This window comes from Bacillus sp. Xin1 (assembly GCF_013314535.1).
GTDB lineage: Bacteria > Bacillota > Bacilli > Bacillales > Bacillaceae_G > Bacillus_A.
In genome coordinates this window covers 45619-70203 of record NZ_JABUAE010000001.1, presented here as the reverse complement: position 1 = coordinate 70203, position 24585 = coordinate 45619, and the positions used below count along the sequence as shown (strand labels likewise).

The 24585-nt window shown below is 35.9% G+C and carries 24 protein-coding genes, 1 tRNA gene and 1 pseudogene; 7 read left to right on the top strand and 19 right to left on the bottom strand.

Features of this window, described 5'->3' with window-relative positions:
- Window positions 1-124 precede the first annotated feature (124 nt).
- The 6 genes and pseudogenes from lonB to HRG09_RS00335 all read right to left on the bottom strand — a co-directional run.
- Entirely contained in the window at window positions 125-1795 is a 1671-nt protein-coding gene (gene lonB / locus HRG09_RS00360) for an ATP-dependent protease LonB (protein ID WP_174098831.1), read from the bottom strand.
- Between the two features lie 106 nt (window positions 1796-1901).
- A complete protein-coding gene (gene clpX / locus HRG09_RS00355; protein WP_018764399.1) occupies window positions 1902-3161 on the bottom strand; it encodes an ATP-dependent protease ATP-binding subunit ClpX in 1260 nt (419 codons plus the stop codon).
- Between the two features lie 268 nt (window positions 3162-3429).
- Window positions 3430-4713: a trigger factor gene (gene tig / locus HRG09_RS00350; RefSeq protein ID WP_174098830.1), complete on the bottom strand. Its 1284-nt coding sequence runs from the start codon at window positions 4711-4713 to the stop codon at window positions 3430-3432.
- A gap of 332 nt (window positions 4714-5045) precedes the next feature.
- Window positions 5046-6044 carry a hypothetical protein gene (locus HRG09_RS00345; RefSeq protein ID WP_174098829.1) on the bottom strand — a complete coding sequence of 333 codons (999 nt, stop codon included), beginning with the start codon at window positions 6042-6044 and terminating at the stop codon, window positions 5046-5048.
- A gap of 198 nt (window positions 6045-6242) precedes the next feature.
- Window positions 6243-6491, bottom strand: a complete 249-nt coding sequence (locus HRG09_RS00340) for a hypothetical protein (RefSeq protein WP_174098828.1) — start codon at window positions 6489-6491, stop codon at window positions 6243-6245.
- 345 nt (window positions 6492-6836) lie between these two features.
- A pseudogene (locus tag HRG09_RS00335) lies at window positions 6837-6992 on the bottom strand (group I intron-associated PD-(D/E)XK endonuclease); the annotation flags it as partial.
- Between the two features lie 149 nt (window positions 6993-7141).
- On the opposite strand from HRG09_RS00335, the gene HRG09_RS00330 reads away from it, so the two are divergent.
- Window positions 7142-7756: a PH domain-containing protein gene (locus HRG09_RS00330; RefSeq protein WP_174098826.1), complete on the top strand. Its 615-nt coding sequence runs from the start codon at window positions 7142-7144 to the stop codon at window positions 7754-7756.
- A gap of 413 nt (window positions 7757-8169) precedes the next feature.
- Here the strand turns inward: HRG09_RS00330 and HRG09_RS00325 are convergent.
- The 7 genes from HRG09_RS00325 to gerE all read right to left on the bottom strand — a co-directional run bounded on the left by HRG09_RS00325 (window position 8170) and on the right by gerE (window position 12974).
- Window positions 8170-8243 (bottom strand) — tRNA-Gly (locus HRG09_RS00325).
- Between the two features lie 100 nt (window positions 8244-8343).
- The gene (locus HRG09_RS00320; RefSeq protein ID WP_174098825.1) at window positions 8344-8850 is read right to left on the bottom strand and encodes a metallophosphoesterase; all 507 of its coding nucleotides are present in this window, start codon (window positions 8848-8850) and stop codon (window positions 8344-8346) included.
- 13 nt (window positions 8851-8863) lie between these two features.
- The gene (locus HRG09_RS00315; protein WP_174098824.1) at window positions 8864-9475 is read right to left on the bottom strand and encodes an XTP/dITP diphosphatase; all 612 of its coding nucleotides are present in this window, start codon (window positions 9473-9475) and stop codon (window positions 8864-8866) included.
- 10 nt (window positions 9476-9485) lie between these two features.
- Window positions 9486-10223: a ribonuclease PH gene (rph, locus tag HRG09_RS00310; protein WP_174098823.1), complete on the bottom strand. Its 738-nt coding sequence runs from the start codon at window positions 10221-10223 to the stop codon at window positions 9486-9488.
- A gap of 129 nt (window positions 10224-10352) precedes the next feature.
- A complete protein-coding gene (locus tag HRG09_RS00305; protein ID WP_174098822.1) occupies window positions 10353-11399 on the bottom strand; it encodes a GerMN domain-containing protein in 1047 nt (348 codons plus the stop codon).
- A 335-nt stretch (window positions 11400-11734) separates the two neighbouring features.
- Window positions 11735-12559, bottom strand: coding sequence for a glutamate racemase (gene racE, locus HRG09_RS00300; RefSeq protein WP_217447869.1), 825 nt, complete (start codon window positions 12557-12559; stop codon window positions 11735-11737).
- A gap of 190 nt (window positions 12560-12749) precedes the next feature.
- Entirely contained in the window at window positions 12750-12974 is a 225-nt protein-coding gene (gene gerE / locus HRG09_RS00295) for a spore germination transcription factor GerE (RefSeq protein WP_000659484.1), read from the bottom strand.
- Window positions 12975-13612: 638 nt separating this feature from the next.
- Here gerE and HRG09_RS00290 point away from each other — a divergent pair.
- Entirely contained in the window at window positions 13613-15436 is a 1824-nt protein-coding gene (locus HRG09_RS00290; protein ID WP_174098821.1) for an APC family permease, read from the top strand.
- A gap of 211 nt (window positions 15437-15647) precedes the next feature.
- Window positions 15648-15833, top strand: a complete 186-nt coding sequence (locus HRG09_RS00285; RefSeq protein WP_174098820.1) for a PspC domain-containing protein — start codon at window positions 15648-15650, stop codon at window positions 15831-15833.
- Between the two features lie 190 nt (window positions 15834-16023).
- Here the strand turns inward: HRG09_RS00285 and HRG09_RS00280 are convergent, their stop codons facing one another.
- Window positions 16024-16596: a helix-turn-helix domain-containing protein gene (locus tag HRG09_RS00280; RefSeq protein WP_174098819.1), complete on the bottom strand. Its 573-nt coding sequence runs from the start codon at window positions 16594-16596 to the stop codon at window positions 16024-16026.
- A 105-nt stretch (window positions 16597-16701) separates the two neighbouring features.
- Between HRG09_RS00280 and HRG09_RS00275 the strand changes: the two genes are divergently transcribed.
- Together HRG09_RS00275 and HRG09_RS00270 are read left to right on the top strand one after the other, a co-directional pair.
- Complete coding sequence (locus HRG09_RS00275) at window positions 16702-17667, top strand: DMT family transporter (RefSeq protein ID WP_174098818.1); 966 nt, start codon at window positions 16702-16704, stop codon at window positions 17665-17667.
- Between the two features lie 329 nt (window positions 17668-17996).
- A complete protein-coding gene (locus tag HRG09_RS00270; protein WP_174099298.1) occupies window positions 17997-18662 on the top strand; it encodes an aquaporin in 666 nt (221 codons plus the stop codon).
- Window positions 18663-18718: 56 nt separating this feature from the next.
- Here HRG09_RS00270 and HRG09_RS00265 read toward each other — a convergent pair whose 3' ends face one another.
- From HRG09_RS00265 to HRG09_RS00255, 3 genes are all read right to left on the bottom strand, one after another.
- Window positions 18719-19150, bottom strand: coding sequence for an Rrf2 family transcriptional regulator (locus HRG09_RS00265; protein WP_174098817.1), 432 nt, complete (start codon window positions 19148-19150; stop codon window positions 18719-18721).
- 115 nt (window positions 19151-19265) lie between these two features.
- The gene (locus HRG09_RS00260) at window positions 19266-20486 is read right to left on the bottom strand and encodes an ABC transporter permease (RefSeq protein ID WP_174098816.1); all 1221 of its coding nucleotides are present in this window, start codon (window positions 20484-20486) and stop codon (window positions 19266-19268) included.
- 2 nt (window positions 20487-20488) lie between these two features.
- The gene (locus HRG09_RS00255) at window positions 20489-21373 is read right to left on the bottom strand and encodes an ABC transporter ATP-binding protein (protein WP_174098815.1); all 885 of its coding nucleotides are present in this window, start codon (window positions 21371-21373) and stop codon (window positions 20489-20491) included.
- Window positions 21374-21744: 371 nt separating this feature from the next.
- On the opposite strand from HRG09_RS00255, the gene HRG09_RS00250 reads away from it, so the two are divergent.
- Both HRG09_RS00250 and HRG09_RS00245 read left to right on the top strand, forming a co-directional pair.
- On the top strand, window positions 21745-22572 hold the full coding sequence (locus HRG09_RS00250; RefSeq protein WP_174098814.1) for a 5'-nucleotidase, lipoprotein e(P4) family: 828 nt from the start codon (window positions 21745-21747) through the stop codon (window positions 22570-22572).
- 232 nt (window positions 22573-22804) lie between these two features.
- Window positions 22805-23584, top strand: a complete 780-nt coding sequence (locus tag HRG09_RS00245; protein ID WP_174098813.1) for a M15 family metallopeptidase — start codon at window positions 22805-22807, stop codon at window positions 23582-23584.
- Window positions 23585-23689: 105 nt separating this feature from the next.
- Here HRG09_RS00245 and HRG09_RS00240 read toward each other — a convergent pair whose 3' ends face one another.
- Both HRG09_RS00240 and HRG09_RS00235 read right to left on the bottom strand, forming a co-directional pair.
- A complete protein-coding gene (locus tag HRG09_RS00240; RefSeq protein WP_254610003.1) occupies window positions 23690-23884 on the bottom strand; it encodes a hypothetical protein in 195 nt (64 codons plus the stop codon).
- Window positions 23885-24046: 162 nt separating this feature from the next.
- A complete protein-coding gene (locus HRG09_RS00235) occupies window positions 24047-24493 on the bottom strand; it encodes an acyl-CoA thioesterase (RefSeq protein ID WP_174098812.1) in 447 nt (148 codons plus the stop codon).
- Window positions 24494-24585: the final 92 nt, after the last annotated feature.

Here is a 24585-nt window from a genome sequence, read left to right as displayed (position 1 = left end):
CACAAAAGAAAAAGCGACCTCGCTTAAGCATACAAACTTAAACGAAGTCTGGCAAATATTATTACATTCTAGTTGACGTTCCTCTTACATAAAGCTTCCTATTAGAACCTTATTCGGTTTCATCTTACATGGACTGTACGTCACCTTCATCAATCTGATGATGCACATTCATTTCACGATGCAAATTTTCCTGTACGAACGTTAACTCAAAAACTTCCTTCAATTTTCGAACAGGTATAATTTCAATACCTTTTATCGTATATAAAAATGGTTGCATATTTTCAGCAGGAATAATTACCTTTTTTGCTCCCGCCTTTTTTGCTGCTTTCACTTTTGCATATACGCCACCTACCGGCTTTACTTCACCATGAATACTTATTTCTCCTGTCATTGCGATTTCATTATTCACATAAACTTGATGGAGAGCAGAGTATACTCCTGTTGCCATTGCAATTCCCGCTGAAGGCCCATCAATTGGAATACCACCAGGGAAATTAATATGTACATCATATCCTTCTGGCAATAAATCGAGAGAACGAAGTACGGTTAACACATTATCAACCGAACCTTTCGCCATACTTTTACGTCGGATTGATTTCGTTTGACTACCAATGCTCTCTTCTTCCACAATCCCTGTAACATTAATCGTACCTTTTTCCGTAGCTGGTATTGCTGTTACTTCAATTTCTAATAGCGCTCCTGTATTCGGGCCATATACTGCAAGTCCATTCACAAGGCCAATCTTTGGAATTGGATAAATACGCTTTTCATACTTTGGAGTAAGCTGACTAGAATGAACGACCCATTCAATATCCTCATCTTTAATAAATGAGCGTTCCTCATTAATTGCCATTCCTGCAGAAATTTGTACAAGATTAATGGCTTCTCTTCCATTCCTTGCATACATCCCAATTAATTCAATACCTTGTTCCCCGATTTTCATCTTTACTTTTTCTGCTGCATTCTTCGCTACTTTTTGAATTTCTTCCGTATCGAGTTCACGGAAAAAAACTTCTAAACAACGAGAGCGAATAGCCGGAGGAATTTCATCTGGAGAACGGGTTGTCGCTCCAACTAGGCGAAAATCTGCTGGTAAGCCTTTTTGAAAAATATCATGTATGTATGTTGGAATCATTGAATTTTCTTCGCTATAGTATGCACTTTCCAGAAATACTTTACGATCTTCTAATACTTTTAACATTTTATTCATCTGGATTGGATGCAATTCACCAATTTCATCAATAAATAAAATGCCACCATGTGCATCTGTTACAGCACCTTTTTTCGGCTGTGGAATCCCTGCCTGTCCCATTGCACCTGCACCTTGATAAATCGGATCATGCACTGAGCCAATTAACGGATCCGCAATACCGCGCTCATCAAAGCGAGCCGTTGTTGCATCCAACTCAATAAATGTTGCGTTCATACGAAATGGGGATTTTTGATTTTTCTTCGCTTCTTCTAACACAAGACGTGCTGCTGCCGTTTTTCCTACTCCAGGAGGACCATATATAATGACATGCTGCGGATTCGGTCCACAAAGCGCCGCTTTTAATGATTTAATTCCGTCCTCTTGCCCAACAATATCTAAAAAAGATGTAGGGCGTACCTTTTCAGCAAGCGGTTCTGTTAAAGAGATTTCGCGCATTTTGCGAAGTTGTTCTAATTCTTTTTTCGATTCTCGATCAATTGAAACTTTTTGTGTTCGCTGGTTTTTGAGCAAATGCCAGAAATACAATCCGACAATTACACCAAAAACAAGTTGAACAAGTAAAAATATGTTTGTCCAGCTCATGATTCATTTCCTCCCGCTATGTTTTACCATTTAGTATTTCCTGGGAGGAAAAGTGCTAAACATAATAAGAAACAGCAATTATAAAAATTGCTGTTTCTCACTTACACTATGCAGATGTTTTTGTATCAAGCACAGTACCGTCTTGTAGCACCAATTTTGGTGGTGCATTGTCCGCTACTGTTTCTTTTGAAAGAATACACTTCTCGATATCTTTACGAGATGGAAGTTCGAACATTACATCTAGCATTAAGCCTTCAATAATAGAGCGAAGTCCACGAGCACCGGTTTTACGTTCAATTGCTTTTTTAGCAATTTCAATCAGTGCTCCTTCTTCAAATTCAAGTTCAACATCGTCAAGCTCCAACAATTTTTGGAACTGTTTCACAAGTGCATTTTTCGGTTTTGTTAAAATATCAACAAGAGCACCTTCATCAAGTGGCTCTAGGTTCGCAATAACTGGAAGACGACCAATAAATTCTGGAATTAAACCAAATCGTAAAAGGTCTTCTGGTAATACGTGAGATAAAACATGCTTTTCATTTACATCAGCATTTTTCTTCTCTGAACCAAATCCAATTACTTTTTCACCAAGGCGGCGTTTAATAATTGGCTCAATGCCATCAAACGCACCACCACAAATGAATAGGATGTTTGTTGTATCAATTTGAATAAACTCTTGATGCGGATGTTTACGACCACCTTGAGGCGGAACGCTTGCTACAGTACCTTCTAAAATTTTCAGAAGGGCCTGCTGTACACCTTCACCAGATACATCACGTGTAATTGATGGATTTTCTGACTTACGCGCCACTTTATCAATCTCATCAATATAAATGATTCCTTTTTCCGCTTTCTCTACATCATAATCAGCTGCTTGGATAAGTTTTAGTAAAATGTTTTCTACATCTTCACCTACATATCCAGCTTCTGTTAAAGATGTTGCGTCTGCGATTGCAAATGGAACATTTAAAATACGTGCTAACGTTTGAGCTAGCAATGTTTTACCACTACCTGTTGGCCCAATAAGCGCGATATTACTTTTCGCCAATTCTACATCATCAATTTTGCTGTTAGAATTGATGCGTTTGTAATGATTATATACCGCAACTGCTAGTGCTTTTTTCGCATTATCTTGCCCGATGACATACTCATCTAAGATTTCACGAATTTCTACCGGTTTCGGTACATCTTTGAATTCTACTTCTTCGTCTTTTGCAAGCTCCTCTTGCACAATCTCTGTACAAAGCTCAATACACTCATCACAAATATAAACACCTGGACCAGCAACAAGCTTTCGGACTTGCGTTTGTGTTTTACCACAGAAAGAACATTTTAATTGCCCTTTTTCATCATTAAATTTAAACATATTTTCACACCCCTTACAAAGTGCTAATCTCTTGCCTTCGTATGTACACGATAAATGTATCGTATGTAAATACATATTATGTCACTACGTGGCGAGAAATACAAATAATATGACTAGTTATGTACAAATAAAAAATTTTTAAAACTTTTGAAATATGTATATTCGACTTTAGAAGGTCCTTTTCCTTCTTCATCGAAAAGTTTTATAAATATATTTATATCTATATTTATAAAACAAGGCACGATTAAAATCGCGCCTTGTTATTTTATTATGCAGCTTTGCTGTTGTCTACTAAGAAGTCTACAGCTTTACGAACTTTAAGGTCTTCAGATAAAGCATCTAAGCTTCCAAGAGCTTGTGTGATAGCGTCAACTGGCATATTGTACATTGCAGCCATTTTTTCAACTTCTGCAGTTACTTCTTCTTCAGTAACTTCGATGTTTTCAGCTTCAATGATTGCTTCAAGAACAAGATTGATTCTTACACGTTTTTGTGCATCTTCTTTCATTTGTTCTTTTAATTTGTCAGCGTCAGTACCTGTAAATTGGTAGTAAAGCTCAAGGTTCATACCTTGTTGGCTTAAGCGTTGTTCGAACTCACGAACCATACGATCTAACTCAGTTTCGATCATAGCTTCTGGAATTTCGATTTCAGCGTTAGCAGCAGCTTTTTCTACTACTTCGTCACGAACTTTGTGCTCAGCTTCGTGCTTTTTGCCTTCTTCTAAGTTTGTACGAAGTTTTGCTTTTAACTCATCAAGAGTTGCGACTTCTTCGTCTGCATCTTTAGCGAACTCATCGTTTAACTTAGGAAGTTCTTTTGCTTTAATTTCATGAACTGTTACTTTAAATGTTGCTGGTTTACCAGCAAGTTCTTCTGCATGGTACTCTTCTGGGAATGATACTTCAACGTCTTTTGATTCGCCAGCTTTTAAGCCGATTAATTGCTCTTCAAAACCTGGGATGAATGTACCAGAACCGATTGCTAGAGAGTAGTTCTCGCCTTTTCCGCCTTCGAATGCTTCGCCATCAACAAAACCTTCAAAATCGATTACAGCTGTATCGCCGTTTTCAGCAGTACCATCTTCTTTAACAACAAGTTCAGCTTGACGCTCTTGTAAAGATTTTAATTCATTCTCTACATCTTCGTCAGTTACAGTTGTTTCAACTTTTTCTACTGCTAGTCCTTTGTATTCACCTAATTTAACTTCAGGCTTTACAGTAACTTTTGCAGTGAAGATTAAGTTTTCGTTTTTCTCGAATTTCTCGATGTCGATTTCAGGATGAGCAACTGGGAAGATACCAGTTTCATCGATTGCTTCACCGTATGCTTTTGGTAAGATAATATCTAAAGCATCTTGGTATAAAGATTCAACACCAAAGCGTTGTTCGAATAACGGACGAGGCATTTTCCCTTTACGGAAACCAGGTACGTTAATTGTTTTTACTACTTTTTTGAACGCAGCGTCGATAGAGTTGTTTACTTCTTTAGCATCAACTTCGATTGTTAAAACGCCAACGTTACCTTCTAATTTTTCCCATTTTACAGCCATTTATTCTTTCCCTCCAACTATAATAATGTATGCACATACCTCTACAGATTGAGTTTCCATTATTTCTTTTTTAGAAATAATAAAAGCGTGAAAGCCCATTGATTCAGGTTTTTTAACCTTCTAGCAATAAGCTTTAGAACATGCGATTCCCAATCTATTATTTGTCTATAAGACAAACACGGTATATTTTGTTCGAGAATAATATGAAACATATTAAGTAAGAGAATTATACTTCTCTCCTCTTACAAACAGGCATAATTCAGCCTTTTGCAACCCTTACATTATAACATAGAATATTCTCGTTTCAATAACTGAACGATTCTTTTTCATAATTATACTGGTAAATGCCCTTCTCTTTCCACACGTAAAAACCATTGATAAGCAACATGAAACTCTTCAACCGTAATATTATACGCTTCCATCAGTTCCTCTTCATCAATTATCAATCCAAAACGTTTTCTTCCAATTCTCTCTAAAACCGCAGCCCATACTTCATGCTTATCCATTAATAACGGGAACGGGAAAATACTCGTTTGCATTTCTCTCCAATATGTAATAATTGCCTCAAATATATCAGGATGATCATTTTCAAATCGATTAGATAATATATGTATAACTTTTTTCGAATACTCATCATTATGACCCAAATGAGCTGGGATAATCATTATTCTTTCGCCAAATTTCTCTACTTCTATTTCTTCTTCTATACGCTTTTCTACCATTTTGTATATAATGGAAGTTTTTAAATACGGATGTCGCGTGTCATCAATAAGAAATTTCTGTAAAGCGGGCAAAGCTTTTTCAAGGTTTTTAAGTAACAAAGCATTAATTACCTGCAATTGTTGCCCAAAACTTTCCACAAATAGATTCTCCGAAAATTCTTCTAAATCAAAATCTGGTTCTATCGGTGTTACATCCTCACCACTTAGCATACTCTCGGCAAATTGAGCAAGTTGTGCTAATTTTTCTCTTTGCTCTACGGTCAATTCTTTTCTCTGCAAAACCTCTTCAACAGTTTCAATTACACCTACATAATCATTTGTTTGAACTAAAATTGTAACGTATGTTTCAAGAATATCCCCAAACAAGACTGTCCCTGTTTCAAGCAATTCCTCACATCGTTCTTTCGATTCGTCCATTCGCTTTAATTCTAATAAACAAATAACTGAAGCTAATTCTGTTTGTTCTGTTTCTCCATTATACTGACGCAATATTTCAAAACAGCGCAATGCATCTTCGAACTTTCGCTCCCGCAGCGCCAAAAACCCTTGATCAATATAACGATCCGACAACTGTGGAAACAATACGACCGTATTTTCCTTTTTATCCATACGTCCGCCTCTTTTTTTAGATTTTAAATCTCTTCAAAGTAAATATAACAAATGACTGTTAAGAAAACAACATTCCAAATACATTTATTTGAAATATGAAAATATTTAACTTTTATAATTAAAATGAAAAAGTTACATCAGAAGACCCTCTTTATACACAGCAAAAAACCTCAGCAAATAACGCAGAGGATTTTCTAATCAATGGAAAGCTTTTATAATTGTAGGATATACGAAAAGAGTAATAATTTGGAGAACAATAATTGTAACAACAATCATGCTAAAAAAGAAGATTGGCTTACTTTGTTTCATCAGAAACATGATAATAAGCATAATGCAGGCAAGTAAACACATAAAAAATAAACTTGTAGTGGGACTTAGTATTCCACTTGGGACAAATAACAATAGTATAACACTACAGACACCTATAATTCCGAATAACCATTCCATTCATCTACCCATTCCCTTTCCCGCTCATAACAATTCTCTCTATGCTACTAAATGCTTCACAACATCAATGACATCTATTAATTTCTCATACGCCACAAATCCAAAAGCTACTGTTAAAGCAGTTACAACTAATCCTTTCATTTTTTCTTCCTCCTCGTTTCATCTTTGTTACCTCCATTATAAAGAACTGGCCATTTGTTACCATCGAACTTCCTTACACTTACCTTACAGAATTGTAAGATTCCAAATTGAACTCCCCCCACCTACCTCTAAACGAGCTTGAGACGGGGGATTCTCTGTTAAAATAATAAAAGAAAAACCACCCAACATAATTGGAAGTGGTTTTTACTGAATTTCTCTATACTCGTTTGCCAATTTAATGTTCTTTTCTTGCTGATTTTTCGGAGGGTCTATTCGTAAGCTAATTGATTTACTAAATGATTTCGGATTAAAGTAATAGTACAAACCTGTTTGAGGCCAGTATACACAGTAAATATCCACCCAACATCTTTACACTTATTCACTAAACTAAATTCGGCAACTCACTCCCAATCCCTCCTTCAAAATTTTCATTTAAAACATATAAATTTTGCACAAAAAATGATAATATATTTTCGTACAATTCAGAACACAAAAAGGGGATGAAATATATGTTCAAAAAAGTAGCTGCTGATGTTCTTGGACTAAGCGATGTAGGTTCTGTAATCACACCGAAAGATTATGATAAAGTCGATGCCGATGATTATGTTATGCATGAAGATGGGGAAAAAATTTATTTTCTCATTAAATCAAAATCAGATGAATATTGCTTTACAAACAAAGGTTTAATTCACTTAGATGGCACGAGTGCAGCGAGTAAAAAACGCACATTACGTCGCTTTAGCTACAGTAAATATCAAATTAGAAATGTAGCGCTAGAAACCGCTGGCACAATCGATTTAGATGTAGAAATTAAGTTCCATATGGGTGATGAATATTACTCCATTGATGTTCATAAAAAACATATTGAAGAATTAAAAGACCTGTATAAAGCCCTTCTCAAAATTGAGGAAATTTCCTATGAAAATGATATTACATTACAATACGCTCACAAAAGTTTAGATATGGCTTCTAACACATTTAGCCGTATTACGAATGCACAAGTTAATTTAGCAGAGCAATTTAAAGAAATGAATCAAATTGCGTTTAATTGGCTTGTCGATACGAAGAAGCAATATAACGTGAAAGATTATGGGTTCGTGTTTGAGAAATTTATTAATAACTAATTTAAAAACAAACAAAAAACCTTGTTATCAAAAGATAACAAGGTTTTTTTAGCGTCCCAGGAGAGATTCGAACTCCCGACCGACGGCTTAGCTTACCACTATAGCTTTCGCTACCAGCATTTACTGTTTGTAGTCTGGACTATATCTTCACCATTTCAGGTGCGACACGTGTAGTCTCTACGGAACCTCACGATGATTTTCATCATACTTCAGAGCCCTTACCATTAAGATTCACTTAATCATTCAAAGCTCCTTAATCTTCTTAGGAAGATCGTAAGTTTCCTCGGTATTACCATCAGCCGTACTGTTAAGGCTTCACCGATATAGTGTCGTCCACTCTATAGGTTCTTGTTTCCCTATAAAGGCTCCTATTCTTGAAGGCCGTTGCTCTATCCTGCTGAGCTACTGGGACATGGAGCGGGTGAAGAGAATCGAACTCTCGACCAGAGCTTGGAAGGCTCTTGTTTTACCACTAAACTACACCCGCATATGTTGTTTTTATTTTTTGCTGATGTCTTATCGACAAGTTTTATTATATTTGCACACGAGGATAAAGTCAACACTTTTTTCAAAGAGGATAATTTTTCTTATCCTCTTTGAAAAGTTTTATGTACGACAACTTTTCCACCTAATGTTTCAAATCGAATTTCAATGTCATTTTCATTGATTTCTAACAAAGTAAATGTTTTTTCTTTTCGGGAACGCGGCAATAAAATGCTTCCAGGATTGATGAATAAAATATCATCAATAAATTCTGCTCCCAACATATGAGAATGTCCAAAACAAACAATGTTCGCTTCCACTTCTTTTGCACGATATAAAAGTGTTTGCAAACTCATTTTAACATTGTACCGATGACCATGCGTAGCAAAAAAACGTATCCCTTCTACATCAGTAATGATTTCTTCGTCAAAACCATTATAGAAATCGCAATTTCCTTTTACTACTTGGAACCCTTGTAAATCTGGATGCTCTGGTGTTAACTCTGAATCACCGCAATGAATCATAACATCTACATTTCCCTCATATGTATCCTTTAATTGCTGTAATTCTTTCGTAGAACCGTGACTATCGCTTACAATTAAAGCCCTCATCGGTCTCTCTCCCTTATTCTTCGTCTAAAAACCACGCTGGAATTTTCTCTTCTAACTTACGAAGAGCACGACCGCGGTGACTAATTTCATTTTTCTCGTCTGAAGTTAGCTCAGCCATTGCTCGTTTATATTCTTCTACATAAAAGATTGGATCATATCCGAAACCATTTGCACCACGAGGCTGTTCTAAAATCTTCCCTTCACACGTGCCATTTACAATAACTGGTTCTTTATCATTTTCTGGAAAAGCAACCGCTAACGCACAATAAAAACGCGCTGAACGCTTTTCCATCGAAACGCCATCCAATTCTTTTAAAACTTTATCAATATTCGCCTGATCATCTTTTTGTTCACCAGCGTAGCGAGCAGAGCGCACACCAGGATTTCCATTCAACGCATCAACAATTAAACCAGAATCATCTGCAATAACGATTGAATTTAACTGTTTACATAAACTGTCCGCTTTCAAAATTGCATTTTCTTCAAACGTTTCACCAGTCTCCTCGACTTCTTCAATATGGGGGAAGTCATGAAGAGATTTTACTTCTAAATCGAATCTCTCGAATAGCTCTGCAAATTCACGCACTTTCCCCACGTTTTTCGTTGCAACAACAACTTGTTTCATATTTTCACCTCTACTCTATGTGAGATACGATATCGCCTAATGCTTCTTTTTGCTTTTCAACGAGTTGTAGAATTCCCTGTTCAGCTGCATCGAGTAATTCATTTAACTCCGCACGGCTAAATGTCGCTTCTTCTCCAGTTCCTTGCACTTCAACAAACTGGCCTTTTCCTGTCATAATGACGTTCATATCAACATCAGCTTTAGAATCTTCAGCATAGTTTAAATCTAATACTACACCTTGACCTTCAACAATTCCAACAGACGTTGCAGCTAAATAATCTTTCACCGGAATTTTAGATACTTTTTCTGCTTGTAATAACTTTTCAAATGCTAATATCATTGCGACATAAGCACCTGTAATCGACGCAGTTCTTGTTCCGCCATCTGCTTGAATCACATCACAGTCAATCCAAACCGTTCTTTCCCCAAGCGCTTCCAAATCAACAACCGCACGTAATGCTCGTCCAATTAAACGTTGAATTTCCATTGTGCGACCAGTTACTTTCCCTTTACTGGACTCACGAATTGTACGCTGTTCTGTCGCGCGTGGAATCATCGCGTATTCTGCTGTTACCCAGCCTTTCCCTTCGCCTCTCATAAATGGCGGCACACGTTCTTCAATTGTTGCCGAACAAATAACCTTCGTATCTCCCACTTCAATCAGAACAGAACCTTCTGGATGTTTTAAATAATTTGTATGAAGACGTATATGACGCAGTTCTGCCGCTTGTCTACCATCTACTCGCATAAAATAACCCCCTAGTAACTGCTACCTGTTAGTATAGCCCATTTTCAATTGCTTATATGTATAACAATAAGAAGAGGAACTCAAAAAGAAATTCCCCTTTCTTACATAAGTATATCAAATTATTTACGATTAAAAACTACCTGTATTTACGTTTTGCGGACGATCAACAGGTTTTATTAGTTTCTCACCTTTCTCAGTAACAAGATTTGCTTTTCCATTTACTTCAACAGAAACATTTTTCACATCTTTCTTTTCTGTTAAAGATAGAACGAGTGATTGCAATACATAATTTGAAATCTTACTTTTCTCTTTATCTAGATATATATTTTCATTGAAATTCAATGTAACTTTTCCATCTTGTATTTTCGGTTCACTAACAAGCTTCACACCAGGATTAAAATCACTAAGTAAAGCTGAACCCGATGGCCCTTTAACAAGCTCATTGACAACCGTTGCTACTTCATGTTCCTTTCCTTCTGCTACGCGTCGTGTCACTGGCACATAATACTGTGTTTTATTATTTTGTGCTAAGAAATAAAGTGTCACTGGCTTCGTATTCGTGACATCCGCCACTTGCTCATCATCAAAGTTAATACCGTCCGCACGGCTCACACCTTCACCAATTGGTGTGCCAGCAACTGGCATCTTCGCTAATTTTTCACCATTTATTTGAAACTTCACTTGTTTAATCTCTTTAAATTGCGTTAATGTCCAAGCAACTGACTCAATAATTTGGCGTTCTTCTTCTTTTTTATAACTCTTCATTTCTTTTGAAAAATCAATGACTGCCGTACCATCCTTTTTCAAATCCATAGTCATTGTTGTACCTGCTGGAAGAACTGCCTTAAACCCATTTGGTAGTAAGTTCTCTACTGGACCATCCTTCACTAAGTATTCTAATGTTTGTTTCACAACTTCATTTTGTTTCGGAGTAGGCAATGCCAACGTTTGTGGCACCACATAACCATTTTTATCAACAAGATATAATTCCCTTTGTGTCGTTTGCTCTTGCTTACCTTTCTTGGCAGTGTCTTTCTTCTCACCTTCTGTATACGAAACTTTTTTCGGCGGATCAATTTGTTCTGCTTCTTTCTCCTTATTCAACAAACCGCACCCCGTTAGTAAAGCTGCGCTTACTGCCGTACAAACAAGCCATTTAAAAGTGGATTTAGGCATACCATTTCCCCCTAAAATCTAAGTTTGTACTATATGTATACGAGCTTTTTATCATTTTAGAACAAGCAATGACAACTTATCTTACAATTTACAAAATAAAAAAACTCCTAATTTCTTAGGAGTTTTCTATAAACACACAGATTGAAAAACCGATATAAACCCCTTCCTTTTAGGCGGAAGAGAATGCCCCTCCTTGCATAAAAGCGGTCAGTACTTTTTTAGTCCCATGCCATGTAAAACCCAAAGGAGAAAACAAGCAAACAATCCTTTTTATTTTCACAACCGTGACTTATATGTCAGATAATCAAAATGAATATATATAAGAGTCTATACTGTTATGTTGTTTCCAGATTAATATGTTTTACATTTTCAATCGGTTGTCCAAACCATTTAGATGCAATTTCTTTGAATAAATCAATTTTCCCTGTTGTTAAGAAAAGATGATCGCTTTGCTCTTCTCCTTCATTTAACATCTTACTATGGTATAAGATTGTGCTTACTTCACGAGCCGTTTCATCTCCAGAACTAATTAACTGCACCTTATCCCCCATTACCTGCTTAATAACTGGACCTAAAATCGGATAATGTGTACACCCTAAAATCAGCGTATCGATTTCAGTATTTTTCAATGGCTGCAACGTTTCTCTAACAACCTCATACGCCATCTCACTCTCAAAGGTTCCACTTTCTACAAGTTCAACAAACGGCGGACACGCTAAACTCTCTACCATAACACGATTATTAATAGATTTTAGCGCCTCTTCATACGCACCACTTTTTACCGTTCCAATTGTTCCAATAATACCAACATGGTACGTATTCGTCACTTTCAAGGCTGTACGCGAACCTGGATGAATTACACCCACTACCGGGATTGGTAATTGCTTTTGCATCTCTTCTAGTACAACCGCAGTTGCCGTATTACAAGCAATGACTAACATCTTAATATCAAGTGCCAATAAATGCTCTGTCATTTCCCATGTAAATTGACGCACTTCCTCGCGAGAACGTGGACCATAAGGACAACGTGCTGTATCTCCTAAATATATAATACGCTCTTTTGGTAGCTGACGAATTAACTCTTTCGCTACTGTTAATCCTCCTACTCCCGAATCAATAACACCAATTGCTCTATTCAACATAATCACCCATTTTCTCATTCATCATCTTATTTTTGCATACGAATATATCTTACATACTTTAGATCTTATAAACTAAAGCATCCTTTTTAGTCGATTTTTAAATATGTACCTGTATAGACCAGGGACTTTTTTTATTTTGCTCCTTTTTTTCATAATTTGCAAGACAGAAAAATAGCCGACCTTTTATAAAAAAGTCGACTTCATCTGTTTATAATTCGAGTTCTCCCATACGAAGAAGCTCAACAACCGCTTGTGAACGTCCTTTAACCCCTAGCTTTTGCATTGCATTTGATATATGGTTACGTACGGTCTTCTCACTAATAAAAAGTTCACCTGCAATTTCTTTCGTCGTTTTATCTTGAACCAATAATTCAAACACTTCTCTCTCTCTCTTTGTCAATAAAGGTTTAGATTGATATGCTTTTTCCTTCAACTGGTATAACCCTCCTTGCTTAAGCCAGAGCTGTATATGTGTAAGTTGGGTGTTTATTTAGTCAAGATATTGTATGAACAAAATGTGCAAGAGGTGAATGAAAATGGGCTAAATTGCATACGTTATTTACGCTCTATATGCATTTCAGAATTTCTCAAAATCCCTTTTTAAACACCAACTCACTATCCACAAAAAATTACTAAATAATAAACGCGAAAATGCTCATCATACACATAATTATTTATCTCATAACAACCTGCTTCTCTTATTTAAAATTTACATCTTAATGCTTAAGCATGTTTTTCAACATTCAATGCATAGAAGGTAAGATTTCTTATAATAACTAATTATGTATTGTAAACCCATGCACTTTCTTTCTTAAATAAAAAAGTCTAAGCAAATTTCACTTAAACTTTCTCTTTACTTATATCTCTTATTGAAAATAACAATTCAATCACAATATTAGATTAGATAAAAAAGAAACCTACCCTTTCTCTCCCTAAGACCATTCACTCCAGTTATTACCTTCTTCTTTTCAGAAAGATTCAGTGAAAAAACGCTAATACTACTAGGTAGGAATGTAGATATTTCTAACAATACGCTTCATCTGCAAAATTTTATGTATTGGTGGTGTCATTATGTTTTCAGCCTTCAAACGTGTTCTAATCGGTAGACCACTTAAATCAACAGCATTAGGGGAACAAAAATTAAACAAACTAAAAGCACTCGCTATTCTGTCTTCTGACGCCCTTTCTTCTGTTGCTTATGGAACAGAACAAATTTTAATTGTACTGGCGGCATTTGGGGCAATTGCTTTTTGGTATTCCATCCCCATCGCAATAGGAGTTCTTATTTTATTGACAGCACTCATTTTATCGTATAGGCAAATCATTTTTTCTTATCCACACGGAGGTGGTGCTTATGTTGTTTCAAAAGAAAATTTAGGCACAAATGCCGGGCTCATTGCAGGAGGATCCCTACTTGTTGATTACATCCTTACTGTAGCCGTAAGTGTTTCTGCTGGAACCGATGCTATTACATCAGCATTTCCAGCGCTGCATACCTATACTGTTCCTATCGCAGTCATCCTTGTAATGTTCATTACAATTTTAAACCTGCGAGGCGTAACTGAATCCGCTTCGATATTGGCGTATCCGGTCTATCTCTTTGTATTAGCACTTGTTATTTTAATAATTGTAGGTATTTTTAAGATTTCTTCTGGACAAGCTCCCGCCAATTTACATGCACCGATGGGAACTGTCGTGCCTGGAATTACACTCTTCCTTTTGTTGAAGGCATTTTCATCTGGCTGTTCCGCTTTAACAGGAGTAGAGGCCATTTCCAATGCGATTCCAAACTTTAAAGAACCTGCTGCAAAAAATGCAGCAAAAACATTAGTTATCATGGGCATGATTCTTGCGGTTTTATTTACTGGTATCACGTTTTTAGCATATTGGTATGGAATCGCACCTAAACATAATGAAACTGTCGTGTCTCAAATTGCTTCAAATATATTTGGAAGAAATTTTGTGTATTACTTTATTCAAGGAACAACTGCTCTTATTTTAGTGCTAGCTGCCAACACAGGGTTTTCAGCATTTCCACTTTTAGCATTTAATTTAGCATCAGATAAATATATGCCGCGTATGTATTTAATGCGTGGAGATCGATTAGGCTATTCAAATGGAATTATTACACTAGGCATCGGTTCTATATTTTTAATTATGGCCTTTCAAGGTAAAACCGAACAATTAATTCCGCTATATGCTGTCGGAGTATTTATTCCTTTTACATTGTCACAAACAGGGATGATTATAAAGTGGCTACGCGAAAAACCACAAGGCTGGGTACCAAAATTATTAACAAACTTACTAGGTGCCCTCATCTCATTAACTGTACTTCTTATTTTTTTCATTACTAAATTCACACACGTATGGTCCGTTCTTGTTTTCCTACCTATCATTGTTTTCATCTTTCACCGCATTCATAATCATTACGTTGCGGTGGGAGAACAGTTACGTATTGATTGCACTAACCTCCCTAAAAAAATGACTGGTAATGTCGTCATCGTACCCATCGCCGGTATTACAAAAGTAGTCGAACAATCTATCAATTACGCGGAAACAATTGGTGATCAAGTTATCGCTGTATATGTAGCTTTTGATAAAGAAAGCGAAATACGTATGCAGGAAAAATGGAAAGAGTGGCAACCAAACATTCGTCTTGTTACATTTGTCTCATCTTACCGAAGCTTAATGCGACCTATCGCAAAATTAATTACGATTATTCAGCATAAGGCAGAGGAAAAGAATCATTTTGTTACAGTTCTTATTCCACAATTCATCACTAAAAAAAGATGGCATAACGTTTTACACAATCAATCAAGTGTATTATTACGCGTATACCTTTTATATAAGCAAAATGTTATTGTTACGACTGCACCTTATCGCTTTCAAAAATAACAAAAATATGGCACCTAAAAAGAAACCTTTCTATCCATTTCCATTTAGGTGCATATTCCTAAAAACACCTTACAAAACTGCAATCTTTTTTCAGAAAAATGTAATATAATTCAATAGTTTCCATATTCTTTTCCATGTAAGATAAAAGTATAAGGTATCACCAATACATAAAAGAAAAACATGGTGATATTAAAAAGGAGAAGATTTTATAATGGAAAAAAAGTTACGTAGATCTGAAATTGATAAAATGTTATTTGGTGTATGCGGTGGTTTAGGAGAATATTTCGATATAAGTGCTAGTATGATTCGTATCCTTTGGGTTATTGCGATTCTATGTTTCGGAACAGGTTTTTTAGCTTACCTCGTTTGTCTATTGCTTATGCCACGTTCTTACTAAAAGGCACCGGTGCCCAATCGGTGCCTTTTTTATACATTTTAACGTTTTAACACATAAGTCATGGCTATAACCTCACTGGCTTCCCCGCTTTACTTTCACTTGGCATGGAGTAAAAAAGGAGCTGACTACTTCTACACATGGCCGGATGCTCTCTCCCACCTAAAAAAATAGGTTTTATACCGATTTTCCGTTACGAAGAATACTTCATCGTTAAATGTAAAACAGCAACCTCATCTCCAGCATTTTTGTAACTATGCTTCTTATTTGCTTCAAACTGAATCGAATCAAATTCATTTAATTCATACACGTCATTTTCAACTTGAATCGCGACTTGTCCTTTCATAACTGTAACGAGTTCGATCGCTCCCTCATGGTGAGACTCCGGTTCGTATATACTACGGGGCCTTAAACAAGCACGATGCATCTCCATACCGGTTTCTTTCGTATATCGAAATATAGTTTCTAATCGCCATGCCTGCCCTGCATCTACCGCAAACCCTTCCCCTGATCGTGAAATAGCTACTGGCTCTCCAACTACCATTAATCTCGACAACGGGATTGACAACCCCTTCGTAATTTTCCAGATGACGGCTAATGTTGGATTCGTTTCACCTCTTTCAATTTTTCCTAATGTTAATTTACTAACTCCTGTTTTTTGTGCCAATTCTTCTAAACTTAATTTTTGTTCATTACGAATTTGTCGTAATAACTGACCAACTTGCTGAATGACTTCTTTTGTTTGCATATCCTCTTTTTCTTTCATATTAACAAAACCACCTTAAAGTATAAAATAGTTTACTTTTATTTCATATAAGCATATTATACTATACATAAACATTTCAAACCTCGAAGGGAGTGCTTCCGCATTATGCGTGCAATATTATTAGGTATTTTATCATCAGCTTTTTTCTCTGCAACATTTATTATTAACAGAGCGATGAATGTATCCGGAACAAACTGGGCTTGGACTGCTTCTTTCCGCTTTTTATTTGCTCTTCCTATTTTATTCCTTATCGTTTTATTTCGCAAAAACCTCGGGGGACTATGGTCAGAAATGCGAAAACATCCTTTTGCATGGCTAGGCTGGGGGTCTTTAGCAGGCATCGGTTTTTATTCTTTATTAAGCTTTGCAGCCGTCTTTTCTCCAGCTTGGCTTGTTGCAGGAACTTGGCAAGTTACAATACTTGCTGGTTTGCTACTATCGCCATTATTTTTTATTACCACCGAAACAAAAACAGGTCCAAAACGAGTACGGGGAAAAATCCCACTTCGTAGTTTATACGTATCACTTTTCATTTTAATCGGTGTCATTTGTATGCAAGCAACCGAAGCTGGGCATATTACAGCAACTCAATTTATATCCGGTTTTCTTCCTGTTGTTCTCGCAGCTTTCCTATATCCATTTGGCAATCGAAAAATGATGGAGGTTGTAGGAGGACGCCTTGATACATTCCAACGTGTATTAGGAATGGCGATTGGTAGCCTTCCCATAGCAGTTATTCTTGGAATATATGGTTTTTGGGAAACGGGTATGCCAACATCAGGACAAATGCTTCAAGGATTTTTATTAGCATTATGTTCAGGCGTTATTGCCACAATGACGTTTTTCTTTGCAACGGATTTAGCGAAAGATAATCTTTCCTTACTAGGCGCTGTAGAAGCAACGCAAGCTGGAACGATGGTATTTACTGTTCTTGGTGAAATTATTTTCTTAAATGGTTCGTTTCCGATCGGGCTTTCACTTATTGGGATGATTATCATTATGGCTGGAATGGTCGCAAATAGCATTTTGAATCGTTCTGTTCCGGTCGCTAGGCAAAAGAAAACAGCATAACAGGGCGTTAAAAAGCATGATTCTTCTTTCGAGAACCATGCTTTTTTATGTAATTGAAATCGTATAAAGTGAAACCTTAATCATTGAGTGTTTCTTCATCCCTCAATGATTATCACCCCTCACCAATCGGGCTTTTACGGGCAGTTGATCCCCCACCTATCTTCCTCGTTTCTCTCTAAATCTTGAGGTGAGGGTCTTACTGCCCGTTAATGCGGGATAAATCTTAATCATTTATTTAATCGGAATATTTTTTCATTCCTTGTTTATAATTAGAACAGCATCATTCTATGTTATAATACGTTCTCATGCGTATTTAAAGGAGGAAAATTATTCTAAAAAAAAGAATTACTGAATTTATTGGTACTTTTGTACTTGTATTATTCGGAACTGGAACTGCTGTTTTAGGCGGTGGAATTGAAGGAATTGGTATTTTAGGAATCGCAATGGCTTTCGGATTATCAATTGTTGCTATGGCATATAGCATTGGAACGATTTCTGGATGTCACGTAAACCCAGCAGTATCAATTGCCATGTTCATAAACGAACGAATGAATGCTAAGGAACTTGGCTGTTACTTATTAGCTCAAGTTTTAGGGGGTTTACTAGGAACTACAACATTAGTAACAATTTTAAAATCTGCTAATCTGTCTTTAGATAACTTAGGACAAAACGGTTTTGGAAAACTTGGATTAACAGGATCTTTCTTAGTTGAATTTATTTTAACATTCGTCTTTATTTTAGTTATTATTGCTGTAACAGGTAAAAAGGGTAATGCACAGTTCGCTGGATTAGTAATTGGTTTCACGTTAGTATTAGTTCACTTACTAGGCATCCCATTAACAGGAACTTCAGTTAACCCTGCACGTAGCCTAGCACCAGCTTTATTTGCTGGCGGAGAAGCTGTATCTCAATTATGGGTATTTATTGTCGCTCCAATTCTTGGTGGTATCGTTGCTGCCATTGTAGGGAAATTTGTATTAAATACTGAAAAATAGAATTTTCATTCTTTCTGAAAGTAAAAAAGCGAGCCCATTTATATGAGACTCGCTTTTTACTTTTGAATCTTTGATTGTAAATTTGTAACAAGTTGCTGAACTGTTACGTTCGCAAGCACATTTTCCATTGCTTCCTGCGCTTGCATCAAGATAATTTCTAAGACTGATTGAATATTAGCCCCTACTGGACATTCAACGTTCGGACTCTCATGGAAAGAAAATAGATGTCCTTCTTCGACTACTTCCACTGCCTTATATACATCAAGTAATGTAATTTCCTCTAAATCACGAGCAAGCGATGTGCCACCCTTTCCTGCTTGGACATCAACAAGACCCGCTCTTTTTAACATTCCTGTAATGCGGCGAATCACTACTGGATTTGTATTCACACTACCAGCAATCCATTCAGAGGTACAGCGAGAGCTTCGATCTATCGCAAGTAACGTTAACATATGAACACCTACTGTAAAACGGCTACTAATTCCCATCTGCACGCCCCTCCTTTACGTTCATTCTATCAAAAGATGATACTTATCATTATATACTATATTTCATTTATACATAAAGAAAAAGCATGATTCCCTAAAAATCATGCTTTCATGGTTATTGACGCTTAATAAATTTAGCTAAATCTTTAAATTTCACTTTATCAGAGTAATTCATCACACCATTGACGTAAATACGGCTTGCAATCCAATTAATAATTAAAATTGTTACAACTAAAATTGCTAATGTAACGCTAATCTCTAATGCTCCTGCTTCACCAGCTACAACGCGCGAGAACGTAACCATCGGTGTAAAAAATGGAATATAGGAACTGATTAAAACCAGTGTACTATTTGGATCAAATAACGACTTCATACTAATGAAGAATGCTCCCATACCTAAAAATGTAATCGGCAATGCGACTGATTGTAAATCTTCTAACTTAGATACAACTGCTCCAGCCGCTGCATATAACATCGCATATAGTAAATATCCTGTAATAAAGTAGATAATAAACATACTGATTACTAATGTATCTAAAGTTGAAAAATCTAAAGAAAGTCCAAATATTGAAGCATTATTTAAATCAACCCATCCTAATAAATACGGAATGATAAATCCACAAGCAAGTACAGCAATTTGTAATAAAGCTGTAGCTACAACAGCTAAAATTTTCGCATACATCATCGTAAGCGGTTTTACTTTTGGAAGCATAAGTTCCATAACACGTGATGCTTTTTCAGATGCAATTGTTGTCCCAATTGCATTTCCAAATGAGATAATAAACATATACAATGCAAACGAAAATGCATAACCGATACCAAAGGAAGATGCCCGATCTTTTATTGCCTCTTGCTTCATCGGAATTTCCATTTGCAATTGTTTCGCTACTTCTGGTGAAACATTATTCTTCTCAATCATTACAGCTGTGTATTGCTCCTTCAAATAACTTACCATGAGCGTAGAAGTTGACTGACTTGGAAATCCACTATACATATACGTAACTTCTGGAATACCATTTTTTTCCGTGATATGAAATAAACCGTCTAAATCTCCTTCTTCCACTTTCTTATACAATTTATCAAACTCTTCCCTTGAGGCTACAGTTACTTTTGCTGAAGGAAGTAATTTATTTAAATCACTTTCTTTTACTTTATATGTAGCACTTTCTGTTACCACCGCAATTTTATCTTTCCCTTTATCTGTATCAGAAGTAAAGTGGGTAAACGCTACAATCCCAAACACAATTAAAAATAAAATAGCACTCGTAATCAAAGATTTTTTAGATAAAAATGATTCTCTAAAATAAAATGAAAATACATGAGAAAATTTACGCATTGTTATTTCGCCCTTTCTACAAATATTTCGTTTAGCGTCGGCTCTAACATTTTAAATTGTCTTAAGCTTATACCTTGTTCCTGCAATTTCTTTAAAATCATTAAAGCTTCTGCATCATCATGGACTTTCACATATAGCAGTCCTTGTTGTTTTTCATACGAAATATGTAAGGCTTGTAATGCTTGTTCATTTTCCGCCGCATCTTCAATTGTTAAATTTCGAAAACCGTATTCTTGCTTAATATCGCTTAGTTTCCCTTCTACAACCGCTTCCCCTTTTTTCAAAATACACACATGTTGGCAAAACGCTTCTACTTGTTCCATACGATGGCTAGACAAGATAATTGTTTTTCCGCTTTGCACTTGTTCTTCAATAATGTTTGCTAACATACCAGCATTCACTGGATCTAGTCCGCTAAACGGCTCATCTAAAATAAGGAGCTCTGGATCGTGAATAAGCGCAGCAATTAATTGGATTTTTTGCTGATTTCCTTTTGAAAGCTCCCCCGCCGTTTTGTATTTATATTCCGGGATCGCTAATTTTTCTAACCATCGATCAATTGCACGGTCTACTTCTTTTTTCGTCATTCCTTCTAATCTACCGAAATAGCGAAGCTGGTCTATCACTCTACTTTTCGTATATAATCCCCTTTCTTCGGGAAGATAGCCAATTGTTACACCGCTTTGAGAAATTGCTTTCCCATTCCACGTAATGGATCCTTCATTAGGAGTTAATAAACCAAGGAGCATTTTAATCGTTGTCGTTTTTCCTGCACCATTTCTTCCAAGTAGTCCTAACACTTCACCTTTTGGTAATGAAATTTTTAATTGATTGACCGCTTTTGATTCTCCAAATATTTTCGTTAAGTTTTTTATTTGTAAGCTCAAATATAGCCCTCCCCTTTTTCATCATTCTTCCAATCTTCTAAATGGTATGTTGAATACAGGAAAAATATTGTAACCTATATAAATCTTTTAATTTTTATAATTAAATTTAAGATCACTCATATACCCATCCACCATTTGTTTTATTTAGTTAAAATTGTAAATAAAAATCTAGCATTCGTCAATTATAATTGTCATTATGACAAAAAAAATTGTCATTTATCATCATCTAATTCTTTACTTATTATACTTAACTAGGACATACTACTGTATATACAAAGGACAATATGCAAAAGTTCATAAAAAAGATCACGTAAAATATTATATTTTAATATATAATATTAAATGATTTATTTACATCAAGGAGGATACATATGAAGATGAAAAGGGGAATTACCACATTATTATCTGTAGCCGTTCTCTCTACATCACTTGTAGGATGTTCAGGAACAGCAGAGAAAACTGTGGCAAAAGAAGAAAAAGTAAAATTAACAGACCAGCAACTCATGGCTGATTTATGGTTCCAAACAGCTGGTGAAACGAAAGCATTGTATTATCAAGGGTATAACATTGGACAATTGAAACTTGATGCAGCTCTTGCAAAAGGTACAAGCAAAAAGCCAGCAATTGTACTAGATTTAGATGAGACTGTTTTAGATAACAGTCCTCACCAAGCAATGACTGTTAAAGAAGGAAAGGGCTATCCTTATAAATGGGATGAGTGGATCAATAAAGCAGAAGCTGAGGCTCTTCCTGGTGCAATTGACTTCTTAAAATATACGGAATCTAAAGGTGTAGACATTTATTACATTTCAAACCGAAAAACAAACCAACTAGATGCAACAATTAAAAACCTTGAGCGCGTTGGTGCTCCGCAAGCAACAAAAGAACATATTTTATTGCAAGATCCGAAAGAAAAAGGAAAAGAAAAGCGCCGTGAGCTTGTTTCACAATCGCATGATATTGTCCTATTCTTTGGTGACAACTTATCTGACTTCACTGGATTCGATGGAAAATCTGTAAAAGATCGCAATCAAACAGTTGAAGAAACAAAAGCACAGTTTGGCGAAAAATTTATCATTTTCCCTAACCCAATGTACGGTGATTGGGAAGGTGCTCTATATGATTACAACTTCAAAAAATCGGATACAGAAAAAGATAAAATTCGTCGTGATAACTTAAAATCATTTGAAGTAAAATAGCAAAAAAGGATGGCCTAGGCCATCCTTTTTGCTATTTCCTCTCCCAATTCCCTAAATCCAATCATGTATATATCTGAACGTCACATATAAAATCCAACAAAATCACACATTTTTTGACATTTTCTTTGCAATTCTATTACGTTATGACTCTTATATTTCTTTTTATAATAACTAGACTTATAATAAAGACTGTTAGACAAACTATATGAAAGGACTGAGATTACACAGCGTTATGAAAAAAGTAATTATTATTTCTGCCACTGCGATTGTAATCGGTATCACATCCTTCGCTTACTTCGGCTCTAAATTTCCACTACAAAATGAAGCGAAAGCTGTCGAAACAAAGAAACATATGGAACATCCAAAAGAAGAAATTCCTGCATTTCCAAAAGCAGCTCATACAGCAAAAAAAATAGATGAGAACTTCTCCCTTGTTACAAATCCGGATTCACCTCTTGTATTAGTAAATAAGCATCGTAAATTACCAGATGGCTATACACCAGATGACCTTATAAGACCAGACGTTCCATTTGCATATCCAAAAGATAAAGAAAAAACATTACTTCGTAAAGATGCCGCGACAGCACTAGAAAAAATGTTCCATGCAGCAAAAGAGCAAGGACTAGAACTTACTGCTGTATCAGGATATCGCTCTTACAAACGACAACAATCATTACATAATATGTACGTAAAACGACAAGGACAAGCTGAAGCAGATTCAGTAAGCGCAATCCCTGGAACAAGTGAACATCAAACAGGCCTTGCAATGGATATTAGCTCTAAATCTGCAAAATATCAGTTAGAACCTATTTTTGGCGAAACAGACGAAGGAAAATGGGTAGCCAAACATGCTCATGAATTCGGCTTTGTCATTCGCTATTTAGAAGATAAAACAGATACAACAGAATACTCATATGAACCGTGGCACCTTAGATACGTCGGTAATCCATATGCTACATACTTACACAAACATCACTTAACATTAGAAGAAGCAATGGGGGCAAAAAAATAAGAGAATTCTCTCTTATTCAGACATAAAAAATAAAGTAGAAACATATTAACCATATATAATATGTTTTCTACTTTTATTTCTTTTCACTTAACATACTATATCTCATTATTCTTCAGGCCATGTGTAAAAGATCGCGGCAATCCCATCCTTTTTGGCTAGATCAAAACACTCAAGTTCTTCCTTTAATTCATAATCCGTCTCGTACTGCTCTCGATCTGCAATAAATTGATCTTTAACATTTATTATTTTCCAGCCTTCATTCTCAATGTAGTGATTCGCTTCGGTCCATGCTGAATTCATATCACTTGAGCCTACCCAACAATTAATAAACGCTCCTATACTGTCGTTTTTTCCAGATTATCAGAGCACGGTATAGCCTCAAAACAAAAATAATAGATGGTCATTAGGTCCTCCGCCAACATTATTATTTTTTATATGCGCCTACTTTATTCATATCTCACCTTATTGTAGCAACTTTTGCTTCCATTCTTCAGGCCAAGGTGATCCTTTTCCCGTTTTCTTCGATGCTTGCACCATTGCCCCGCGCCCTACTAAACAAACTTCCCCAGTTTCATTTTTCACCATATAGTGCAAATCTAAAGAAGAGTTTCCAATAGATTCAGCTTTCACATAAACTTGTAAGTGTTCATCAAAAAAGATCTGTTTCAAAAAGTTACATTGTAAATCAGCAACAACAATCATTGTTTCGGATGCTTCATGTGTCCATTCTTGCATAAAACCTAATTCTTTAAAAAATTCAATACGTGCCTCCTCAAAGTATGTAAAGGCGATCCCATTATTCATGTGTCCAAACATATCTGTTTCACAAAAACGAACTTTCACAGGAATATAAAACGAAAAACCTTTTTCCCATTTCTCAAAGTCTTCAATATAAGAAATCCTCTTCATAATCGTCTCTCCTTTTCTTCTATTCTAATAAGTAGTGTACGCTCAAACTTAAATTTCAGAAGAAACAAAAAATTAAAGCGATAAGTAAACTA

Coding starts and splice junctions, on each gene's coding strand:
- lonB (WP_174098831.1), bottom strand. CDS start 1,795: ATGAGCTGGACAAACATATTTTTACTTGTTCAACTTGTTTTTGGTGTA.
- clpX (WP_018764399.1), bottom strand. CDS start 3,161: ATGTTTAAATTTAATGATGAAAAAGGGCAATTAAAATGTTCTTTCTGT.
- tig (WP_174098830.1), bottom strand. CDS start 4,713: ATGGCTGTAAAATGGGAAAAATTAGAAGGTAACGTTGGCGTTTTAACA.
- HRG09_RS00345 (WP_174098829.1), bottom strand. CDS start 6,044: ATGGATAAAAAGGAAAATACGGTCGTATTGTTTCCACAGTTGTCGGAT.
- HRG09_RS00340 (WP_174098828.1), bottom strand. CDS start 6,491: ATGGAATGGTTATTCGGAATTATAGGTGTCTGTAGTGTTATACTATTG.
- HRG09_RS00330 (WP_174098826.1), top strand. CDS start 7,142: ATGTTCAAAAAAGTAGCTGCTGATGTTCTTGGACTAAGCGATGTAGGT.
- HRG09_RS00320 (WP_174098825.1), bottom strand. CDS start 8,850: ATGAGGGCTTTAATTGTAAGCGATAGTCACGGTTCTACGAAAGAATTA.
- HRG09_RS00315 (WP_174098824.1), bottom strand. CDS start 9,475: ATGAAACAAGTTGTTGTTGCAACGAAAAACGTGGGGAAAGTGCGTGAA.
- rph (WP_174098823.1), bottom strand. CDS start 10,223: ATGCGAGTAGATGGTAGACAAGCGGCAGAACTGCGTCATATACGTCTT.
- HRG09_RS00305 (WP_174098822.1), bottom strand. CDS start 11,399: ATGCCTAAATCCACTTTTAAATGGCTTGTTTGTACGGCAGTAAGCGCA.
- racE (WP_217447869.1), bottom strand. CDS start 12,559: ATGAGAAAATGGGTGATTATGTTGAATAGAGCAATTGGTGTTATTGAT.
- HRG09_RS00290 (WP_174098821.1), top strand. CDS start 13,613: ATGTTTTCAGCCTTCAAACGTGTTCTAATCGGTAGACCACTTAAATCA.
- HRG09_RS00285 (WP_174098820.1), top strand. CDS start 15,648: ATGGAAAAAAAGTTACGTAGATCTGAAATTGATAAAATGTTATTTGGT.
- HRG09_RS00280 (WP_174098819.1), bottom strand. CDS start 16,596: ATGAAAGAAAAAGAGGATATGCAAACAAAAGAAGTCATTCAGCAAGTT.
- HRG09_RS00275 (WP_174098818.1), top strand. CDS start 16,702: ATGCGTGCAATATTATTAGGTATTTTATCATCAGCTTTTTTCTCTGCA.
- HRG09_RS00265 (WP_174098817.1), bottom strand. CDS start 19,150: ATGGGAATTAGTAGCCGTTTTACAGTAGGTGTTCATATGTTAACGTTA.
- HRG09_RS00260 (WP_174098816.1), bottom strand. CDS start 20,486: ATGCGTAAATTTTCTCATGTATTTTCATTTTATTTTAGAGAATCATTT.
- HRG09_RS00250 (WP_174098814.1), top strand. CDS start 21,745: ATGAAGATGAAAAGGGGAATTACCACATTATTATCTGTAGCCGTTCTC.
- HRG09_RS00245 (WP_174098813.1), top strand. CDS start 22,805: ATGAAAAAAGTAATTATTATTTCTGCCACTGCGATTGTAATCGGTATC.
- HRG09_RS00240 (WP_254610003.1), bottom strand. CDS start 23,884: ATGAATTCAGCATGGACCGAAGCGAATCACTACATTGAGAATGAAGGC.
- HRG09_RS00235 (WP_174098812.1), bottom strand. CDS start 24,493: ATGAAGAGGATTTCTTATATTGAAGACTTTGAGAAATGGGAAAAAGGT.